Source organism: Williamsia sp. Y853, assembly GCF_056786495.1.
Genome location: NZ_JBXCJC010000001.1, coordinates 356,300 through 378,522 on the forward strand (window position 1 = coordinate 356,300; position 22,223 = coordinate 378,522).

General features: G+C 64.7%; 12 protein-coding genes. 8 read left to right on the forward strand and 4 right to left on the reverse strand.

The window, feature by feature from the left end; genetic code table 11:
- The first annotated feature begins 19 nt into the window (after positions 1-19).
- The 5 genes from dprE1 to AC1TPF_RS01860 all read left to right on the forward strand — a co-directional run bounded on the left by dprE1 (position 20) and on the right by AC1TPF_RS01860 (position 6,287).
- Positions 20-1,441: a decaprenylphosphoryl-beta-D-ribose oxidase gene (gene dprE1, locus AC1TPF_RS01840; RefSeq protein WP_482136796.1), complete on the forward strand. Its 1,422-nt coding sequence runs from the start codon at positions 20-22 to the stop codon at positions 1,439-1,441.
- Positions 1,442-1,475: 34 nt separating this feature from the next.
- Complete coding sequence (dprE2, locus tag AC1TPF_RS01845) at positions 1,476-2,237, forward strand: decaprenylphospho-beta-D-erythro-pentofuranosid-2-ulose 2-reductase (protein WP_482136795.1); 762 nt, start codon at positions 1,476-1,478, stop codon at positions 2,235-2,237.
- A 4-nt stretch (positions 2,238-2,241) separates the two neighbouring features.
- Entirely contained in the window at positions 2,242-4,125 is a 1,884-nt protein-coding gene (locus AC1TPF_RS01850; RefSeq protein ID WP_482142401.1) for a galactan 5-O-arabinofuranosyltransferase, read from the forward strand.
- Between the two features lie 145 nt (positions 4,126-4,270).
- A complete protein-coding gene (locus AC1TPF_RS01855) occupies positions 4,271-4,834 on the forward strand; it encodes a dihydrofolate reductase family protein (protein WP_482142402.1) in 564 nt (187 codons plus the stop codon).
- A 166-nt stretch (positions 4,835-5,000) separates the two neighbouring features.
- A complete protein-coding gene (locus AC1TPF_RS01860; RefSeq protein ID WP_482142403.1) occupies positions 5,001-6,287 on the forward strand; it encodes an HNH endonuclease in 1,287 nt (428 codons plus the stop codon).
- A gap of 146 nt (positions 6,288-6,433) precedes the next feature.
- On the opposite strand, the gene AC1TPF_RS01865 is transcribed toward AC1TPF_RS01860, so the two are convergent.
- The 3 genes from AC1TPF_RS01865 to aroQ all read right to left on the reverse strand — a co-directional run bounded on the left by AC1TPF_RS01865 (position 6,434) and on the right by aroQ (position 9,725).
- Positions 6,434-8,017, reverse strand: coding sequence for a hypothetical protein (locus AC1TPF_RS01865; protein ID WP_482136791.1), 1,584 nt, complete (start codon positions 8,015-8,017; stop codon positions 6,434-6,436).
- On the reverse strand, positions 8,014-8,937 hold the full coding sequence (locus tag AC1TPF_RS01870; RefSeq protein WP_482136790.1) for a phosphatase PAP2 family protein: 924 nt from the start codon (positions 8,935-8,937) through the stop codon (positions 8,014-8,016). The genes AC1TPF_RS01865 and AC1TPF_RS01870 overlap by 4 nt, the downstream gene beginning before the upstream one ends.
- Before the next feature lie 323 nt (positions 8,938-9,260).
- Positions 9,261-9,725 carry a type II 3-dehydroquinate dehydratase gene (gene aroQ / locus AC1TPF_RS01875; protein ID WP_482142404.1) on the reverse strand — a complete coding sequence of 155 codons (465 nt, stop codon included), beginning with the start codon at positions 9,723-9,725 and terminating at the stop codon, positions 9,261-9,263.
- Positions 9,726-9,797: 72 nt separating this feature from the next.
- Between aroQ and AC1TPF_RS01880 the strand changes: the two genes are divergently transcribed.
- The 3 genes from AC1TPF_RS01880 (at position 9,798) to AC1TPF_RS01890 (ending at position 19,832) form a co-directional block, all read left to right on the forward strand.
- Complete coding sequence (locus AC1TPF_RS01880; RefSeq protein ID WP_482142405.1) at positions 9,798-13,127, forward strand: arabinosyltransferase domain-containing protein; 3,330 nt, start codon at positions 9,798-9,800, stop codon at positions 13,125-13,127.
- 95 nt (positions 13,128-13,222) lie between these two features.
- The gene (locus tag AC1TPF_RS01885; protein ID WP_482142406.1) at positions 13,223-16,549 is read left to right on the forward strand and encodes an arabinosyltransferase domain-containing protein; all 3,327 of its coding nucleotides are present in this window, start codon (positions 13,223-13,225) and stop codon (positions 16,547-16,549) included.
- The gene (locus tag AC1TPF_RS01890; protein WP_482142408.1) at positions 16,542-19,832 is read left to right on the forward strand and encodes an arabinosyltransferase domain-containing protein; all 3,291 of its coding nucleotides are present in this window, start codon (positions 16,542-16,544) and stop codon (positions 19,830-19,832) included. The genes AC1TPF_RS01885 and AC1TPF_RS01890 overlap by 8 nt, the downstream gene beginning before the upstream one ends.
- 87 nt (positions 19,833-19,919) lie before the next feature.
- On the opposite strand, the gene AC1TPF_RS01895 is transcribed toward AC1TPF_RS01890, so the two are convergent.
- A complete protein-coding gene (locus AC1TPF_RS01895) occupies positions 19,920-22,217 on the reverse strand; it encodes a transketolase-like TK C-terminal-containing protein (RefSeq protein WP_482136785.1) in 2,298 nt (765 codons plus the stop codon).
- Positions 22,218-22,223: the final 6 nt, after the last annotated feature.

Sequence of the window (22,223 nt, forward strand, 5' to 3'; positions counted from 1 at the left end):
CCAGGTAGTCTCTGAATCGATGTCTACCGCTGAATTGCCCATTGAAACCCGCAAGCTCGTCGGCTGGAGCCGTACGACGCCGATCGAGGGTCACGTGCTGGCGACACCTGATGTCGAGGTGATCGCCAAGGCTGTCGCACAGGTTGCCGATGCCAATGCCGACAAGCCGTCCTACCTGCGCCGCGGCGTGATCGCACGCGGTCTGGGACGCTCATACAACGAGTCCGCGCAGAACATCGGTGGCCTGACCATCGACATGACGCAGCTCAAGCGCATCCACTCGATCGACGACACAACCGGGATCGTCGACCTCGACGCCGGCGTCTCGCTCGATGAGCTGATGGCCGTCGCCCTGCCGTTCGGGCTGTGGGTTCCGGTGCTGCCGGGTACCCGTCAGGTCACCATCGGCGGTGCGATCGCCCACGACATCCACGGCAAGAACCATCACAGCGCAGGCACGTTCGGGCAGCACGTGGTCGAGATCACGCTGCTCGTCGCCGACGGTCGCGTCCTGACGCTCACACCGTCGGGCACCTCCGACGATCCAGATGGTGAACTCTTCTGGGCAACGGTCGCCGGAATCGGCTTGACCGGCATCATCTTGCGGGCCAAGGTGCAGCTCAAGCGCACCGAGAGCGCCTACTTCATCGCCGACACCGCCACCACGGCCAACCTCGACGAGACGATCGCACTGCACCTCGAAGACGGTTTCGAGGACGGCTACGAGTACGCATCGGGCTGGTTCGACTCGATCAGCAAGCCACCGAAGCTGGGCCGTGGATCCTTCAGCCGCGGTAACCTCGCGAAGCTCGAAGAACTCCCGCCGAAGCTGCAGAAGGATCCGCTGAAGTTCGTCAGCAAGCCACTGCTGACCTTGCCGGACGTCTTCCCGAAGGGCCTGGCCAACAAACTCGACTTCTCGATCGTCGGCGAGGCGTATTACCGGATCGGATCGAACAAAACCGGTCAGGTCAAAACTTTGCCGCAGTTCTATCACATGCTCGACGTCCTCGGAGAGTGGAATCGCGCCTACGGACGCGGTGGCGGATTCACGCAATATCAATTCATCGTGCCCACCGGCAACGAGGATGAATTCAAATCGATCATCGCCGATATCCAGGCATCCGGACACGTCAGCTTCCTCAACGTGATCAAGCTGTTCGGCGAGGGCAACCGGGCGCCGCTGAGTTTCCCGTTCCGCGGCTGGAACGTTTGCCTCGACTTCCCGATCAAGCGCGGACTCGGCGAGTTCCTCAATGAACTCGACCGTCGGGTGATGGCCATGGGCGGACGGCTGTACACGGCCAAGGATTCGCGGACCTCCGCGCAGAACTTCCACGCCATGTACCCCGAGATCGACTCGTGGATCGCAACCCGTCGCCGGATCGATCCGACCGGAGTGTTCATCTCCGACATGGCTCGACGCCTCGAACTCGCCTGAGCCACAAATACTCTCAACGTAGACAGGAACATTCATGATCAACGCCGTAGGCGTCCCCCAGTCCGTGCTCATCCTCGGCGGAAGCTCCGAGATCGGTCTGGCAATCACCGCCGAGTACCTCAAGAAGGGGCCGATGCGCGTGGTGCTGGCCACCATGCCCGGCGACCCCGCCGGTGAGGCGGCCGTGGAGACCATGAAGGCCGCAGGCGCATCGTCCGTGGAGCGCATCGACTTCGACGCACTCAAGCCCGAGACGCACCCCGCCGTCATCGACCAGGCGTTCGCAGGCGGCGACATCGACGTTGCCATCGTGGCGTTCGGCGTCCAGGGCGTCGACGAAGAGGTGTGGCAGGACCAGCGCAAAGCCGTGTTCACCGCCACCATCAACTACACCGCAGCAGTCTCGGTCGGCGTGCTCCTCGGGCAGAAGATGCGCGAGCAGGGCCACGGCCAGATCATCGCCATGAGCTCGGTGGCCGGAGAACGGGTGCGTCGCAGCAACTTCGTCTACGGCTCCACCAAGGCCGGCCTCGACGGTTTCTACCTCGGCCTCGGCGAGGCACTGCGCGAGTACAACATCCGAGTACTCGTCATCCGCCCCGGCATGGTCCGCACCCGGCTGTCGGCGCATGTGAAAGAAGCGCCGCTGACGGTCAACAAGGAAGATGTGGCCAAGCTGGCCGTGACGTCGGCCGACAAGGGCAAGGAACTGGTCTGGGCACCGGGGCCGTTCCGTTTCGTGATGATCATCCTCCGGCACATCCCGCGCCCGATCTTCCGCAAGCTTCCCATCTGAGCCGATGCGGACCCATCTGTCCTCGATAGGGGATCTGATCGGCGCGGCCATCGTGGCCCTCGTGGTCTCGGGCGCCGGCCTGGCCGTGATCTCGAAGGTCGACTGGCCGGCATTCAACTCGTCGAATGTCGCGACCGCGCTGACCACCACCGGCCAGGTGGCGGCCATCGTGATCCTGTTGATCGCGGTGGTGCTGTCGCGGACCGGCAAGGCCGGCCGTCTGATCAAACCCCTGTCATGGGTGGGTATCTCGTCCTTTGCGGCGGTCACACTGGCGATGCCGCTGGGTGCCACCAAGCTCTACCTGTTCGGAATCTCTGTCGATCAACAGTTCCGGACCGAATACCTGACGCGTCTGACCAACAGCCCCCGGCTGGCGGACATGACGTATGCCGACCTGCCGCCGTACTACCCGGCCGGCTGGTTCTGGCTCGGTGGCCGGTACGCCGACCTGACCGGTCAGCCCGCCTGGGAAGCGTACAAACCGTGGTCGATCATCTCGATCGCAGTTGCAGCGGCGGTCGCGATGGCGTTGTGGCAGCGCATGATCCGTACCGACCGGGCCATCGCCGTCACCTTGGCATCCACGGTTCTGACGCTGATGTCCGTCAGTCCCGAACCGTATGCGGCCGTTCTGGTGATGATCGGCGCACCGATGCTGATCACCATCCTGCACGGACTGCGCTCGGGTAGCAGGCCCGCGATCCTGGCCGGTGGACTGTTCCTCGGTCTGAGCGCCACCTTCTACACGCTCTACACCGGCCTCTATGCGATGACCGCTGTCCTGATGGCGCTCTATTTCGTGCTGGCGGCCTGGTTCGGGCAGTCCAACAAGACGATTCCACCCAGCGCCATCCGGTCGGCCCGGTGGCGTGCGGTCCGGGATTACGCCCTGCGCCTGCTGGCCATGGGCGTCATCGCCGGTCTGGTCGCGTTGATCGTCTGGGCGCCGTACCTGTTCGACAGGCTGAGGAACAAGCCCGCCTCCGGCGGTACCGCTGAGCATTACCTGCCGAGTTCGGGTGCGGTGCTGCCGACCCCGATGCTGCACTGGTCTCTGATCGGCGCGCTGACCATGGTCGGCCTGATCTGGATCGTGCTCCGATTCCGTACGCGCACCGTCGCTTTGGCATACGGCATCACCGTCTTTTCCATCTACCTGTTCTGCCTGTTCTCGATGGCCCTGACAGCGACCGGCACCACGCTGCTCTCGTTCCGCATGGAGCCGGTTCTGACGGTGATCCTCGGCGTCGCCGGGGTCTACGGATTCGCCGAACTCGCCGGCTACGTCGTCCGCCGCTTCGGCGACGTCCGCACCGCCATCGCCATCATGGCGACCCTCGCCGCCATCGCGGTCGGGCAGAGCATTCCGAACCATCTGGCCGCCGAGATCACCGTCGCGTACACAGACACCGACGGCTACGGCGAACGCGCAGATCAGCGACCACCGGGTGCACAGGCCTACTTCCCGGAGATCAACGACGTCATCCTCGAACAGACCGGCAGGCCACAGGCCGACACCATCGTCCTGACCGCCGACTACGGATTCCTGTCGATCTATCCGTACTTCGGATTCCAGGGGCTGACCTCGCACTACGCAAACCCGTTGGCGGAGTTCGACAAACGCGCCGCAGCGATCAATGCATGGTCGGAATCGGAGACCACCGACATTCTGATCGGGCAATTGGATTCCTCGCCCTGGCTGCCGCCGAAGGTCTTCCTGTTCCGTTACAGCGCCGAGGGTTACGCACTGCGCCTGGCCGAGGACGTCTACCCCAACGACCCGAATGTTCGCCGGTACACGGTGACCTTCAACCCCAATGTCTTCGACGATCCACGCTTCACGGTCACCAACATCGGCCCGTTCGTTCTGGTGGTCCGGAACTAGCTGTTCCATCGCATGAGGTTGGTCCGCGTAGGCGACGCTGTGCCCCGAATGCGAGGACTACCTGCGAGCCAGCGCTCACACCGATCAGTTTCGTACGCTGAACCGGTCTAAACCTCCGACACCGGCTGACGGAAGGCAGAGCGCGATGCGGAAACTGATCTACGGCATGAACCTGACACTGGATGGCTACATCGCCGCGCCCGGCGACGACCTCGGGTGGAGCGCGCCGAGCGACGAGCTGTTCCAGTGGTGGCTCGATCAGGAGCGGGCGGTCGGCCTGTTGCTGTATGGGCGCAAGCTGTGGGAGGCCATGAGTTCCCACTGGCCGACCGGCGACCAGCAGCCCAATGCCACGAAGGCGGAAATCGAGTTCGCGCGGAACTGGCGGGACACGCCGAAGGTGGTGTTCTCCTCGACGGTGGAGAAGGTCGACTGGAACACCCGCCTGGTCACCGGCGACGCGGTCGCGGAGATCACCCGACTCAAGGCGCAGGACGGCGAGCCGATGAGGGTTGGTGGTGCAACGCTGGCCGGGGCGGCCATGCGGGCCGGGCTTGTCGACGAGTACACGATCGTGACCCACCCGGTCCTGGTGGGCGGCGGCACGCCGTTCTTCACCACGCTGGATAGCCGGGTGAATCTGAATCTGGTGGAGAAGCGGACGTTTCCCGGCGGGGTGGTTATGACCCGGTACGAGACGAGACGCTGAGCGCGTTGGGCCGGTTCGTTCCTACGCCGACATCGTCATCAATGTCATAGCCCCTCGTTACACTGACGGGCCGAGAACGTAAGATCTGCGAAAGATATTGCAGTGCAGTCGAATTAACATATTTCGAACGCTTGTGCGAATGGCTTTCTGGGTGTAATCTCGAGTCATGGACTTCGGGGGAATGTTCGCCAGACTTTTAGATCTGGCAGGGGATGCGGCATTGGTCGCCGGGGATGATGCGCAGATGTCATCACACACGGTGGCGGTTATTCGACTCAATCATGTTGTGGAGCAGATACTTTTCCGACTTGTCGGTGAAATCGATCGGCGTGGGATAGCGCAGAAATCGGGTGATGGTTCCACCGCAAAACTGCTACAAAAGGCCGGGATGGCGCCGGCCGCCGCGCACCGGTACGTACGGGTGGGCAAGACACTCGGCGACATTCCGTCGGTGGCGTCTTACGGTATCGACGGAACACTGTCCGGTGAGCATGTCGATTCGATCGTGAAGGGCCTCAACCATATTGAACGGCGAAATCCTGACCTGACCGACGGTGACCGCGCCGATTGTGTGCGCGGGCTCCTGACTGAAGCCTTGACGACGACACCTGCCGCAGTCTCTGCGCGGGCGCGGCATATGGCGATCATGTTGTCACCACCGGACAAAGAAGTCCCCGACGCCGAGAATCACGACTTGAATGAATTCTCATTCGCAACCGGCGACGACGGCCGCACGCACGGCGTGTTCGACCTGGACAACCTTGTGGGCGAGAAACTTGCCGTCGCGTTGAAACCACTATCCACACCGGTACCCGAACCAGATGGGTCACCAGACCCACGTAACAACGCCCAAATCCGGGCCGACGCCCTGGAACGACTGTTGGACTTCTATCTCGGACAGGAAAACCGGCCCTCCAGCGGCGGCGTGAAACCGCACGTCACGGTGACAGTGACAGCCGAATACCTCCAAGCACTACAGCTGCGCGGACTCGGCAACGCCACACCAACGGCGATGGCACCGGCATTCGAATGGACCGGGCCGGCCTCAGCACCCACCGCGCAGATGGTCGCCTGCGATTCAGTCATCACGAAAATCCTGCTCGACAACAACTCCGTACCACTCGATGTCGGACGCGAGCACCGCACCGTGACCCCGGCGATCCGCAAAGCACTGATCGCCCGAGACCGCGGCTGCGCATTCCCAGGCTGCGGCTGCCCTGCCGGCTACACCGACGCCCACCACATCGACTTCTGGCGCAACGGCGGAACCACCAGCCTGACCAACACCGTCCTGCTGTGCCGACGCCACCACCGATACATCCACCACCGCGGGTGGACGGTATTCATCGGTCGCGACGGACACCCCTGGTTTGTTGCACCAGATGATGCGAGCAAGACACCGCTGAGATCGCATGCCCGCCGCACCCTGACCTCCGAGCCCCTCGCCGCATAAGCACGACCGAACCGGAACAGGAACCGCCAGACCGACAACAACCCTGTGACAGCACATTTGCCAGAACCACCAATGCAACACAGCTAACCCTGTGAACTGCAAGATCTTTGACAACTACACAGTGTGGGCCCTTGGGGGGCCACTAATCAGGACTCGCCGCAGTCTGCAGGTTGGGCGCCGACCACACCACGGACAGAGAGAAGTCCTTCGAGGGTGTATTCGCCGGGCACCGCAGCCTGCAGAGTGACCCAGCTGTCCTCGGTTTCCTCGATGCAGGCGTACACGGACTCGTCGACGCTGCTACGTGCAACGAGATATTTGTTGTAGCGCAACTGAATTGGATGCGCATCTGAATTGGGAACGTCCAGCACGAGTTTGGACGGCGACGACTCGACCACGGTGAGTGGCAGCGGCACGATCGGTCTCGGATGCTCGACGCGGTAGAGCGTCCAGTCGTCGTTGCCCCACATGCGATCGAGATAGGGCAGGCCGTCGGTCACCAACGCGGCTTCATCCTTCAACTGCCGCAACGGATCTGCGGAGACCGCGACAAAAGCGACGGCGTTCTCGGCCAGCCAGCCCTGGTAGGACTCCGGCGTCAGCGCATCCTTCTCGTAGAAGATCGGGTTGTACCGCGAGTCCGACTGATTCTCCCAGCCGCGCGCGAGTTTGATGTCCAGGCCGAGTTTGTGTGCCCCGGCATGAGTCGTGGCATCCACGAGCTCCACGCGATGGTTGTCGATCTCCGGTTGTGCGAGCAACAGCGACTGAAGCGGTGTGTACGAGGTCTCACTCTTACCGGAATCCGCACCGACCACCTGATCAGCCGACGCCACGAACACGGCGTAGATCAATGCCGGCGCCAGGGCGATCGCCAGGACCTTCAATGACTTCTTCGAATAGAACAAGCAGATACACGGCAGCACAAGGCAAAAGAACCGGCTCAGGTTGGAACCGATCCCGGTCGGGACGAGGAACATGAAGATCGCCACCGCGCTCGCGAGCGGCACTATCCACCTGGCCGGCGGAATGGTCAGCACAAACGAGGCGCCGATCGCTATCAACGCCATCCAGAACAAGGTGGTGGCCGGAAAGCCCTGTGCGCCGGGCGCACCGAACATCACAAACGGCACGACGACCCCGAGCCCGGCCCCACCCAGAATCCACCAGACCTTGCGGGCCCGGGCATCCTTGCCGAGAGCGAACGGTAACGCCGCCAATCCGACGAACGCCGGCGCGAGCGGACTGGCCAAACCCGCCACCAGCAGACCGATGGCCGTCAGCGGCAACAGGTTTCGCCGGAAGGCAAGTATCGAGGCCAGGGCGATCGCCGCGCCAACAGAGAACGCGACCCGTCCCGACAACATGTTGAGAACAGCGGCGATCGTGATCGCCCACATCAACGCTGTGGCGTGGGTTCCACCTTTGGAGAGCGGGATCGACAGCAAAGCGATGATCGCCGTCGCGATACACAACAGGAGCAGCGATCCGGTCACTGTCGACAGGGCCGGGACGATGAGTGAATAGCTTCCCGGGGATACGCCTCCGTACCAACCGAACCAGTAGCCCAGGCCGACACCCGAACGAGCGGCCTCTTCCCGGGCGATGGCTGCTTGCAGGTCACCAACCGTCGGGTGGGCAAGCCACAGCGTCACAATTGCCACCGCCGCCAACACCATCGGCCACAGGGGCCGCCAGCGCAACAGTGGCGTGGCCGCCGGAAGACTCATCCGAGCGGCACTCCAGACATGGCCGGCGTGACCGCCGATCGGTGGCGCCACCAACGCAGCAGCGCAGGTGCGTAAATGATCAGCGCGGCAACGGCAAGCAGGGCCACGCCCGCGATCACGTCGAGGATGAAGTGGTTACCCGAACCCATCACGACGAAGTAGGTGGTCAGCGGGTAGAGCAAACCGACGAACCGCAGCCACTTCCACTTCGCGAAGCAGAACAGGACTATGCCGCACCACGTTGCCCAGGCACAGTGCAACGACGGCATGGCGGCAAACTGGTTCGAGATCGCGTCGCTTCCGGGCGCACCGGATGCGGGCCACCATCCCCACGATGCGGTCTGCGCCATGATGTCGACAAAGCCTTCGTCGGCAAGCAGACGCGGCGGTGCCGTGGGCATGCAGTAGAAGCCGATCAGCGCCAGACCGGTGGTGAGGACCAGGACACCGCTCACCTTGCGGTAGTGCTCCTTGCGCCGGAACATCAACCAGATCAACACGGCCGGGGTGACCCAGAAGTGCAGGGTCGCGTACTGCAGGGCAACGATATTCGCCAGCCACCCGGTGGTGTGGACCAATTCGTTCAGCGGCCGCTCGAGCGCGATGTGCCAGGCGTCTTCGAAACGGAGGATGTCGTTGGCGTTGCGGTAGGCCTGGTCGGCCACGTCGCCGACGCTGTTACGGATCAGCGAATAGACCGTGTACAGGGATCCGAGCATGAGGACTTCAAGCCACCATCGGGGCCGGGCGAGGTAGCGGTTGACACGAGTGGCGACTGCCCGGAAGCCGGTCTGCCTTAGCTCGGACTCATAAGTATCGAATTCCGCCGCGTCGAACTCGGCGGATTCGTACTCCGCGGCGCCGACCACACCGCTCTTCGGATCGGCAGTGGCGGGTCGGCGGTCATCGCGGAGCGTCATACACACAACTCCCGCATAGAACCCTCCACACACCTAGACAACTCAGAAACACGCGGGTCCCTATTCGAAAGGGACCGACCGCGAAACTACCTCGTTCACACCACGGCCCGACACAACTCCGTACAGATCCAACGCCCGAGTGGGCGCAAAGGCTCTGCTGGATCATAACCGAGGAGCTCTGCACATCCTTCCCACGCGCCGCCCGCGAGTCGCTGAACAGGGCGAACGTGTCCACTTTCGGGTTCGGCCCCGCGTACTGGGGTCATTCTGCACCATCGGGCGTGACCCTGACCACACTGTCGGTCGGGCGGGAGACGTCAGGTTCAGCCGATCAGATCGATGATCCGGCGAATCGCGAACTCATATCCGCGAACCCCGAAACCGGCCACAACGCCCGATGCGATCCCGGAAACGTACGACTTGTGCCGGAAATCCTCGCGGGCATGCACGTTGCTGATGTGTACCTCGATGATCGGTACTTCCGGGATGACCAGGGCATCTCGCAGCGCGATGGAGGTATGGGTCCAGGCGCCCGGATTGATGACGATTCCGCTGACCTGCCCCCGGGACTGCTGTATCCACTCCAGCATCTCGCCCTCGTGGTTCGTCTGGCGCGCATCGACGGTGAACCCGTACTCGGCAGCGGTCGAGGTCGCGAGCGCCACCACGTCGTCGAGTGAGTCGGAGCCGTACACCTCGGGCTGTCTGGTCCCGAGCGTGTTGAGATTGGGACCGTTCAGCAACAGGACAGGCAGCTTTTCGCTCATCGCGCCCAGTTTTTCGCTCATTGCGCAAAGTGTATTGCGCGCCACCGCACCGCTGGTCAATCCGACACGCAAGGACCGATAGCATCAGTCCTTGTGCCAGATGCCGCCGAGACAGACAAGACGCCGCCATCTGTCGGCACCGCAGGCCGAGACCGGGTCCGTATCGCGAAAATCGCCGCGATCATCGCAGGGCTTGCCGGAATCCTTCTTGCGTTGCTCACTCCGCTGCTCCCGGTCACCCAGACCACAGCCGATCTGAACTGGCCGCAGCAGAACAAGCTGGAATCGGTGTTGGCACCACTGGTGTCCTATGTGCCGATCGACCTCGAGATCTCGGTGCCCTGCGCTGCCCTCGACCAGCTGACCGAACCAGGGCAGACCGTATTGGTCTCGACCCTCCCGAAGGAGGCCGAGAAATCGGTCGCCCGAGGCCTGTTCATTCGCAAGTCCGGCCAGACCACCGACGCTTTGGATCGCCAGTCCGTCGAGGTCGTGGTCCGCAACACCCCGGTCGCCTCCGCCACCCTCGCCCAGATCCGGTCGCAGGACTGCCAGAGCATCAACGTCACCGCGACCTTCGAGTCGGTGCGGGCCGAGTTCGTCGGCATGACGAACGCCGAGGGCGAGCCGCTGGTCGGCGAGACCACCGATGGCGATCAGCGCCCGCAGCTCACCGGTGTCTACACCGACCTCACCGGTTCGGCGAGCACCCTGCCGGACCTGAAGGCGCACGCGACCATCGACGATCGCTACACAACGGCCCCCACGGTGCTCAAGTGGATGGCCATCGCGGTCGGGGTGGTGCTGACTCTGATCTCACTCGGCGCACTCGCCGTCCTCGACGGCACCGACGGCCGTAGACACCGACGGATCCTGCCGCAGAATTGGTGGCGATTCAACGCCCGCGATGCCGTGGTCATCGGCGGCCTGCTGATCTGGCACATCGTCGGCGTCAACACGTCCGACGACGGTTACATCCTGACCATGTCGAGGGTCGCCGAGGATGCCGGATATACGGCGAACTACTACCGCTGGTACGGCGCACCCGAGGCGCCGTTCGGCTGGTATTACCAAATCTTCGGATGGCTCGCACACGTCACGACCGCCAGCCCGTGGATGCGCCTTCCCGCGTTGGTATGCGGAATCCTGGTGTGGCTCATCATCTCCCATGAGGTGCTACCCCGGCTGGGACGCGCGGCGACCGTCAATCGCATCGTGCCGTGGACCGCAGCGTTTGTGTTCATGGCATCGTGGTTCCCGTTCAACAACGGGCTGCGTCCCGAACCCATCATCTGCCTCGGCGCACTGCTGACCTGGTGTTCGGTCGAACGTGCCATCGCCACCGGTCGGATGTTGCCTGCGGCGGTGGCCTGCACCATCGGCGCGTTCAGTCTCGCCGCGGGTCCGACCGGCCTGATGGCCGTGGCCGCGTTGATCGCCGGCGCCCGCCCGATGGTGATGTCGCTCATCAAGAGAGCCAAGACCATCGGCGGCGGCGTCCAGAGCTACCTCGCGCTGCTCGCGCCGATCGGCGCCGCCGGCGTCTTCGTGATGTTCGTGGTGTTCTCCGACCTAACACTCGCTGCTTTCACCCAGTCGACGAGCATGAAGACGGCACTGGGACCCTCACTGAGCTGGTACAACGAGTTCGACCGCTACACAGCACTGTTCGAATTCTCCGCCAACGGTTCGGTGGGCCGCCGGTTCGCCGTGCTCGCGATGCTGGTCGGTCTGGTGGTCTCGGGGGCAATGCTGATCCGCAAGAGCCGGATCCCCGGAACCGCGCTCGGGCCGTCGCGTCGCATCGTCGGGATCACGTTCGCATCGCTGATCTTCCTGATGTTCACGCCCACCAAGTGGACGCACCAGTTCGGTGTCTTCGCGGGTCTGGCCGCCGCACTGGCCGCGATCGCCGCGATCGCCGTGAGCGCCGAGGCAATGCACGCTCGGCGCAACCGAACGCTGTTCGTCGCGCTGGTCCTGTTCGTCACAGGGTTGTCGTTCACCGCACCCAACGCGTCGTTCTACGTCTCCAACTGGGGTATGCCGTGGGGCGTGCTCCCGGTACGGATGGGCGTCGCCCTCGGTAGCCTGCTGCTGTTCCTGAGCGTGCTGGCCCTGTTGGCCGCCTTCTGGTTCCATTTCCGGGAGCCGTTCCGGGAACCCGAGACGGCAAACACACCCGAAACCAGCGGCCGCCGCCGGTGGGTGGGCACGCTCGCCGCCTCACCACTGGCCATCGCGGCCATGTTTGTAGTCGTCTTCCTACTGGCCACCTCGATGGCCTCGGCGGTGAAGCAGAGCGGGTCGTTCTCGGTCCCCTCGTCCAACATCGATGCGTTGACCGGTGAGGTCTGCGGGATGGCCGACAAGGTCCTCGTCGAGCCCGATCCTTCCGCAGATCTACTCGAACCCGTGAACGGCAACATCGTCGACGGTCTGTCCGGCACCCAGCCCGCCGGTGGCGTACCCCCGGCAACGTCCGGGTTCACACCCAACGGCCTGCCGCTGTCACTCAATTCGACCGCCAGCGCCGGCAGCCTCGGTGTTCTCGGCGCAAATGTCGCGGCCTCGCCCGACGTCCTCAACTCGAACGCAGGCGGTACGGGCGGCGGCGAGTCCGACCAGGCCGGGATCAACGGCAGCACGGCCAAGTTGCCGTTCGGGCTCGACCCGGCGAAGACACCGGTCCTCGGCAGTTACTCGCAGGACGACCAGTTCCCCTCGTATCTGACCTCATCGTGGTACCGACTGCCTGCGCGCACTGCCGACACCCCGCTGGTCACGATGGCCGTGGCGGGCCAGTTCGACATCGAGCACGTCAAGTTGGAGTACTCGGCCGGTTCGGGCGACCTCAACGAGGACTACCAGGTGGCCGGAGAGGTCGACCTGATCGATCCGGGCCCGCGTCCGTCGTGGCGCGACCTGCGCACCTACCGCAGTTCGTTCCCGGCCGACACCACGGCCATCAGGATCGTGGCCAAGGACGAAAATCTGGCCCAGGACAACTTCATCGCCGTGACCCCACCCCGGGTACCGCGGCTGGAGACGCTGCAGGCGATGGTCGGCAGCAAGGCGCCCGTACAGATCGACTGGACCAACGGACTGGCCTTCCCGTGCCAGCGTCCGTTCGGTCACAAGTACGGCGTCGCCGAGATCCCGAAGTGGCGGATCGCACCGGGCGCAGACCTGTCCGCGGCCGTCGGTGCGTGGTCCGATGCCTTCGGTGGCGGACCGCTGGGATGGATCGAGGTGGCCCTGGACAAGACGACGGTGCCGTCCTACCTGGAAGGCGACATCGGTCGCGACTGGGGTTCGCTGGTGCGGTACGAGCCGTTCGGTGAACCCGCCACGGTGGCCAAATTGGACCTGGGAACCGCAACCCGCTCGGGTCTGTGGAGTCCGGCACCGATCCGCTATTGAGACCCAGAACGAGCCGACCCTGAGAACGAGCCGGACCTTGCCCTGGTCACGGGGCAGGTACGGGTTCTCAGGTCAGTGCAATACCATCGTCTCTCGTGCCTGTGTCCTCTCACCTCCCCAGTGCGGGGACAGTCCGTTGGGTCGCAATCGTGGCCGGTCTCGTGGGGATCGTGTTCTGCGCGATCTCTCCCCTGCTGCCCGTCAAGCAGTCGACCGCGACCATCGAATGGCCCACCGGCCAGCAGCTTTCTTCCGAGACCGCATCGGTCACCGCGCCGCTGATCGCGCAGACCCCGCAGGCCTTCGACGCGACGATCCCCTGTTCGTTGATCGGGACGCTGCCAGAAGGTGGCGGACTGGTCCTGGCGACCATGCCGCCGGGAGCCGAGCGCTACAACCAGAACGCCCTCGTGGTCAACGCGTCTGCGAACTCCGTCTCAGTGGTGTTCCGCAACGAACTGGCGACATCCGCGGCGCGCGCCGACATCGGCACCCCGCAGTGCCGCGAGTTACACGTCTGGTCGACGCCGACCGGTGCAGGCGCAGAGTTCGTCGGGCTCGGTCCCGCAGGCCTCCTCGGGATCGACTCGCGTCCGCAATTCGACGGCGTATTCACCGACCTGTCCACCGGTGACGTGGAAGCTGCTACTGCGCAAGGACTTTCGGCGACCACCACCGTCGACAACCGTTTCGACAGCTCCCCGACCGCGATCAAGACGATCGTCCTGGTCCTCGGTCTGATCGCCATCGCGATCTCACTGGTGTGCCTGGCCCTGCTTGACCGGATCGACGGCTACCACCGCCGGATCGGGAAACGTTCCTGGAAGCGACTGCTGCGGCCGCGGGTCAGCGACCTCGCCGTCACCGCGGTCCTGGTGATCTGGCATTTCCTCGGCGCCGGATCGCCCGACGACGGCTACATCCTGAACATGGGCCGGGCCTCGGAATCGGCCGGCTACCTGGCCAACTATTACCGCTTCTACGGGATCGCCGAGGCCCCGTTCGACTGGTACTACTCGTTCCTCGCCGCCTGGTCGGAGGTGTCGACATCCGGTCTGTGGATGCGGATCCCCTCGCTGCTGGCCGGTCTGGCGTCCTGGTTCATCCTCTCGCGGGTGCTCCTGCCGCGACTGGGCGCGGGGGTGCGCCGCAGCAACTGGGCCGTCTGGGCCGCAGCCACGGTGTTCACCGCGTTCTGGATGCCCTTTGCGAGCGGCCTTCGCAGCGAGTCGATCATCATCCTCGGATCACTGCTCACCTGGTGGGCTGTCGAGCAGGCCATCGCCACGCGACGTCTACTCCCCGCCGCGCTGGCGGCGATGGTGGCAGGCCTCACGCTGGCACTGGCCCCGCAGGGTGTCATCGCGATCGCCGTCCTGATCGTCGGCGCCCGCCCGATGCTGCGAATCGTCATCGAGCGCAGCCGCGAATCGGCCACCACCACCCGTGGTCGCTGGGTGAACCTGGCCGCCCTTGCCGCACCGTCGGTCGCCGCCGCCTCTCTCGTGGTGCTGGTGGTGTTCCGCGATCAGACGCTGGCAACGGTCTTCGACGCGGTCCGCACCCGCTACATCGTCGGCCCCACGATCTCGTGGTGGCAGGAATACCTGCGCTACTACTTCATCACCGTCACCACGCCCGACGGTGCACTGACCCGACGGGTTCCGCTACTCCTGTTGCTGGCGTCGATGTTCGTGACGCTGGCTGTGATGTTGCGGCGCAGCAAGATTCGGGCGATCGACCCGGGTCCGGTGTGGCGCGTCCTCGGAGCCACCCTGATCACGCTGTTGCTGCTGATGTTCACCCCAACCAAGTGGACGATCCACTTCGGCATCTTCGCCGGATTCGGAGCCGCACTGGCGGCCACGGCCACCGTCGCCGTCGCCCAGTCCGCGGCCCGATCGACACGCAACCTCTCGGTGTTCGTCGCCGGACTGATGTTTGCCATGGCCGCGGCGATGGCAGGCGAGAACGCCTGGCCGTTCGCCTACAACTTCGGTATCTCCTGGTTCGACAAGGCACCCGTCCTGGCCGGACGTGAGGTCTCGACGATCTTCCTGATCCTCGCCGTCGTCGCCGCTGCGGTTGCCGTCTGGCAGCACCTGCGCCACGACTTCGTGCAGAACAAGGGCCTGGTCCACACCGGCGACGAGGCCCAGAAGAAGTCCGACCGTCGCCGGCTCACCCTGGCCTCCTCCCCCATCGCGCTGATCGCCGGGTTCATGGTGATCTGCATGCTTGCGGTGTTCGCGAAGGCCGCGCTCTCCCGCTACCCCGCATACACGGTCCTCGACGCCAACCTCGCCACCCTGAAGGGCAACAGCTGCGCGATGGCGGACGCGGTACTGGTCGAGCAGGACCCCAACAAGGGCATGCTGACCCCCGCGGACGGGGTCTCGGTCTCCGATGCCCTCGCCGGAGAGAATCCGGTCGGGTTCACACCCAACGGTGTCGCGGAGAGCCTCACACCCGAGGCCGGATCGGCCCGCCCCGGACAGATGAACGTCTCGGCCAGCTTCAACAAGCCCTTCGTCGTCTCCGGATCGGGCGCGGGTATCGCAGGCGGATACGGCCCCGAGACGGTCAACGGTTCGAAGGTCGCCCTGCCATTCGGACTCGACCCGGCCACCACGCCGGTGCTCGGAAGCTACGGGTACGACTCGGGCGAGGCCACACTGATGACCGACTGGTATCAACTGCCGGCCCGTGACGCCTCCCCGATCCTCGCTTTCAGCGCCGCCGGACCGGTCCTCACGCTCAACGAAGAGGGCGTCATGACATTCGGGCAGCAACTGCAGATCCAGTTCGGCATCGAAGAGGCCGACGGCACGTTCGTCGATGTCGGGGCGCAGATCCGCCCCATCGACCCGGGTCCGGACAAGCCGAACCGGCCGTGGCGCAACCTGGTGATCCCGATGGATCAGGTACCCACCGAGGCGACCGGCATGCGGATCATCGCCAAGGACAACAACGTCAACAACAAGCAGTGGCTGGCGATCACCCCACCGCGGGCACCGCAGCTGCGGACGTTGCAGGAGGTCGTCGGATCCCAGGCACCGACGCTGATCGACTTCTCCGTCGCGAGCCAGTTCCCGTGCCAGCGCCCGTTTGCCATCAACGACGGGGTCGCCCAGATCCCTGCGTGGCGGATCCTGCCGGACCGCACCACGGCCGCATCGCAATCGAAGACCTGGCAGGCGGCCGAAGACGGCGGCGTGCTCGGTGTGACCGAAGCCGTCACCCGCGCCGACACGGTTGCGACCTACCTCGACGACGACTGGTACCGCTCGTGGGGATCTCTCGAGGCCCTGATCCCGCTGGTGCCCGACGCCCCGGAAGCGAACATCATCACCGGTACCGAAACAAAATGGGGCTGGTCGCGCACCGGTCCGCTGAGAGTGGTGCCGCAAGAAAATGAGTGAAAAGGCGAGCATCATCAGTAAAAACGGGTCAGTGGGCAGATTTGCCGGCCCTGGTTACCGGAACGTCAAGATAGTTGCCGTGGTGGCGGGCCTGATCGGCGTGCTCCTGGCCTGCCTCAGTCCGCTGATGCCGGTGAATCAGACCACCGCGCAACTCAACTGGCCGCAGGACAACCAGGTCACCAACGTCTCGGCGCCGCTGGTCTCTTTTGTACCGGTCGACATGCGGGTGTCCGTACCCTGTTCCACCGCTGCCGATCTGCCCGCCGATGGCGGCGTACTGCTCTCGACGTTGCCCGCGGGCGGACAGGACGCGACGTCGCGAGGCCTGTTCATCCGCGCCACATCCGACAGCATCACCGTCACCGACCGTGACGTGGTGCTGCTGACAGCGGATCGTGCTGCAGCCCAGTCGAATCCGGATTGTCGGATCACGTTCAACGCCGACGGTGAGCGCGCCTACGGCGAGATCGTGAACGGCGGAACCGAAGGTCTGCTCTCGTTCGACGTCCCTGATCCGAACCTGCGCCCACAGATCGTCGGTGTGTTCACCGGACTGCCGCAGAGCGTTTCGCCGCAAGGCCTGGAGTTCTCGGCCACCATCGACACCCGGTTCGTCACCACCCCGACAAACCTGAAGTTCGCGGCGATGGTCATCGGCATCGTGATGACCATCCTGTCCTTGATCGCGCTGGCACTGCTCGATGCGCGCGACGGTCGCGGACATCACCGATTCCTGCCCCGGCGTTGGTGGACGATCCGCGTCTCGGATGTGGTGGTGTTCGCCACGTTGGCGCTGTGGTGGCTGATGGGGGCCAACACCTCTGACGACGGCTACAACTTCACGGTCGGACGCATCGCGAGCAAAGCCGGATACGTCGACAACTACTACCGCTATTTCGGTGTGCCGCAAGATCCGTTCGGTTGGCACTACCAGGTGATCTCGGCCATGACCCACGTGAGTTTGTCGACTCCGTGGATGCGTCTGCCTGCCTTCTTGCTCGGGCTTCTGGGCTGGTGGCTGATCTCCCGTGAGGTGATCCCACGCCTGGGCCGCACGGTCCGGCATTCGACCCCGGCCCTGTGGTCGGCGTTGTTCGTGTTCCTGGCCATCTGGCTGCCGTACAACAACGGACTGCGCCCCGAACCCGCACTGGCGGTCGGCGCCCTGCTGACCTGGTGTTCGGTGGACCGCTCGATCGCCACGGGACGATTACTTCCATTGGCGGTCGCTGCGATCATCGCGTCGTTCACCCTGGCGCTGGCGCCCGGTGGCCTGATGGCCGTGGCACTTCTGCTCGCAGGCATCCGGCCACTGTTGCGCCGGATCATGGCCCGCCGTGGCCGTGACGGACTACTGCCACTGCTGGTACCGATCCTGGCAGCCGGAACCGCGGTGTTGTACAACATCTTTGCCGACCAGACCCTCGCCACGATCATGACGTCGTCGAACGTGGCCACCGAGGTCGGACCGACACTCGAATGGTGGCAGGAACCGGTCCGGTACTACTACCTGATGCTGCCAACCGCCGACGGCACCCTGTCGAGGCGATTCGGCATCCTGATGGCATTCCTGTGCCTGATGGTCGTCCTGCTGATGCTGCTGCGTCGCCGGACACCGATGGGTATCCCGAAGGGACCCACCTGGCGTCTGGTGGCCGGTGTCTTCGGCTTCATCTTCTTCCTCGCCTTCACACCGACCAAGTGGACCCATCACCTCGGTGTCTACGCGGGTATCGGCGCGGCGCTCGCGGCGGCCGCCGGCGCGATGATGGCCCCGGCGATCTTGCGGCGCAGGCGAAATCGAACGTTCTTCGCCGCCGCCGTGCTCTATGTGACCGCGCTGTCGTTTGCCGGAACCAACGGTTGGTGGTTCGTGGGTAGCTACGGCATCCCGTGGTGGGATCGGCCGCCTGCCATCGCCGGGATCCGGGTCGCGTGGATCGTCCTCGCGATCGCTGTCGCCACCACCCTGGTGGGCCTGTACCAGCACTTCCGCGACGACTACGTCGACTCCGAACAGCGCACAGAGGGCTCGAAGTTCTGGCACCGGTTCGCGTTCTCCCCCATGCCTGTCATCTCCGGACTGGTGGTCCTGTTCATGTTGCTGTCGTTCGCCAAGGCAGCATATGAACAGCGCGACAGCTACTCGTGGCTCAACTCGAATGTGGCTGCACTGCAAGGTGACATCTGCGCGATGGCCGACGACATCCTGGTGGAGCCGAATCCGAACACGGGACTGCTGCAGCCGGCATCTGTTGCCGGTCAGGTCGACCTGACCCCGGGTGAAGCACTCGCCGGGACCGACATGACCGGATTCACCCCGAACGGCGTACCCGACGACCTGTCCGTGGACGCAACCGAGTCGACGGAGGCGGCCGCCCTGAACACCGCGCAGACCGGGGCAGGCGCCAATGAGGCGGACGACACCGACGAGGCCGGAACCGGCGGCGGCCAAGGCGCTCTCGGCGTGAACGGCTCGACGGTGCGTCTACCGTTCGGCCTCGATCCGGCGATCACCCCGGTCCTGGGCAGCTATGGCGCGTCCGGCGGATCCCTCACCTCGGCCTGGTACCAGATGCCCGCGCCGAATGCGGACTCACCGCTGCTCACGCTGTCGGCGTCCGGGCGCATCGAAGCCGTCGACGGTGACGGCATCGTCCAGTCCGGACAGAAACTGGTTGTGGAGTTCGGGCGCCCCGGACCCGGCAATACCGTTGTGGCGCTCGGCCAGATGGGTCCGATCGACACCGGCGAGCAGCCGATCTGGCGGAACCTGCGGTTCCCGCTCAGCGATGCCCCCGCCGGGGCCTCTGTGGTGCGCGTGATCGCTGCGGACACCTCTGCTGCCCCTGATCAGTGGCTGGCGCTCACGCCTCCTCGCATCACGAAGATGGAGACCCTCGACAAGCTCGTCGGCCACGACGATCCAGTGCTGATCGACTGGCTACCGGCTCTGGCATTCCCATGCCAGCAGCCGATGGCGGTGAAGTACGGCGTGATCGAGGTGCCGAAGTGGCGCATCCTGCCGGACGCCGAGGCAACTCGCCAGAGCACCCAGACCTGGATGTCCGGCGACGCCGGCGGACCACTGGGCATCACCCAGGCGATGTTGCGGCCCACCATCATTCCGTCGTACATGCGGAACAACTGGGGCCGGGATTGGGGTTCGCTGCAGAAGTTCACCCCCATCGTCGAGGCCAAGCCCGCCCAACTCGAGATCGGATCGACCACGCATTCGGGCCTGTACGACCCCGCCCCGATGCGTGGCGCCCGCTACTGAGCCATATCGACCGCCGCACCCCAATGATGTGGCCTTATGGCGTTGCCCACCTGGGCTTTTGCTCACCATAAGGGCACATCATCGGGACTAGGGGGTCAGGTCGAGGGCGGCACGGACAATGCTGTCCGTGTCGATGCCGTGAAAGCTGTACACATCGTCAAGGGTGCCGACCTGACCGAATCGGCTGACGCCGAGGGCGATTCCGCGGACCTGATTGATGGTCTGCAGGAAGGCCAGGGTGTGCGGGTGTCCGTCGAGGACTGACACCATCGGTGCGGCCCGCTCGGCCGGGAAGATCTGATCGAGGATCCAGGTCGGCGCGTCACCGTGTCCGCGGCGGGCCTGCAGGGCTTCGAAGAGCAGTCCGGGGCTGGTCACACACACCACCTCGGCGGCGATGCCCTGGTCGGCGAGTCGATCTGCCGCCGTGAGGGATTCGGTGAGCATTGCGCCCATGGCCACCAGCGTCACCTGGGGATCGGCTGTGTGGCGTGCCGTGTAGGCGCCTGCCACCACCTGCCGGCGGCGACGTTCCCGGGCCGCCGGATCGGTCGGGACCGCTGCCAGGCGCTGATCGACGGGGCGGGTCGACAGCCGCAGGTACGACGAGTTTCCGTCGGTCCGACCCAGGCGGCCGATGCAGGACAACAGGATCCACTCCACGTCGATCGCGAACGCCGGCTCGTAGCTGATACACCCCGGCTGCTCCAGTCCGATCGACGGCGTCTTGATCGACTGGTGCGCACCGCCTTCGGCCGCGAGGGTGACACCGGAGGGCGTGCCCACCAGAATCGACTGTCCGCCTGCATAGATTCCGTATGACCAGGGTTCGAGCGCCCGTTCCACAAACGGGTCGTACATCACGCCGATCGGGAAAAGCGGCTCGCCCCAACGACTCCAGGTGGCACCGAGTTCACCCATCAGGCCGACAAGATTGGTCTCGGCGATACCGAGTTCCATATGCTGCCCGGTCGGCCGTTCCCGCCAGTGCATGATCGTCTCGGAGTCGTCGTCGAACCAGTTCCGACGCTCCCCCGGAGACCACACACCCACCTTGTTGAGCCATCCGGCGAGGTTGGTGGTGGAACTGACATCGGGGCTCACGGTCACCACACGCTGTGCGGCATCAGGGGATTCACGACTGAGGTCGAGCAGCGTACGACCGAGAGCCGCCTGGGTGGTGGAGGTTCCCGACGGCGTGCGCCCGAAATCGGCAGGCACCTGCGGCGGCAGGTTCGGAGTGGTGTCGTCGCGGTGCAGCGCGGCGGCGGTTTCGCGGCACAGCAGGCCCGCGGCGGAGCTGTCGTCGAATCGGGCCCACGGCTTGGCCGGGTCCATCCCCAGACCGGTGGCGAGCTCGTCGTATTGCGGAACCGTCAGCAGCGACGAATGGTTCTGCGGATGCCCTTCGGTCGGCAGCGCGTGACCCTTGATCGTGTAGGCGATGATGATCGTCGGCCTGGTGTCGTCGATCTCGCTGTACGCCTTGCGCAGTGCGTCGAGATCGTGCCCGCCGAGGTTGCGGATCGCCCGGGTCAGGGTGTCGTCGTCGAGTCCGGCGATCAGGTCGGCCACCGCCTGCGCCTCCGGACCGTCACCGGGCAGGCGGGTGCGCAGGTCATCTGCCTGGCAGCGCAGCAGCCGCTGGTATTCGGGGTTCGGCATCTGCAGGATCCGAGTTCGCAGCGCCTGCCCACCCGGGCGCGTGAACAGCTCCTCGAGCAGGGCACCGAACTTGACGGTGATCACCTGCCAGCCGGCAGCGTCGAACATCTTCTCCAGGCGGTCCGCGGCGATGTTCGGGACAACCCGGTCCAGGGACTGACGATTGAGGTCGACGATCCAGACGACTTCACCGAGTTCGGCGACCGACGGATCGAGGATCGCCTCCCACACGGCACCTTCGTCGAGTTCGGCGTCGCCAACCAACGAGTACTGCCTGCCCTTGCCTGCACCGCCGAACGTGGTCTCGACATAACGCCGGGCCACTGCGCCCCAGATGGGTGCGGTCGCACCGATTCCGACGGATCCGGTCGAATAGTCCACCGGATCAGGATCTTTTGTGCGACTCGGGTAGCTCTGCAGGCCGCCGAATTCCCGGAGCCGGGTCAGATAGGACTCGTCGAGTTCGCCGAGGAGGTAGTTGATGGCGTGCAGGACCGGTGAGGCGTGGGGTTTGACGGAGACCCGATCTCCGGGACGTAGCTGGTCGAACCAGAGTGTGGTCATGATCGACACCATCGACGCGCACGACGCCTGATGGCCGCCGACCTTGAGTCCCGAGGTGTTCGGCCGGACCCGGTTGGCGTGGTGAATCATCGATGTCGCAAGCCAGAGCACTCGCTGCTCGACGTCCGCCAGCGATCCGAGGTCCCGCTTGTCCATCAGTTG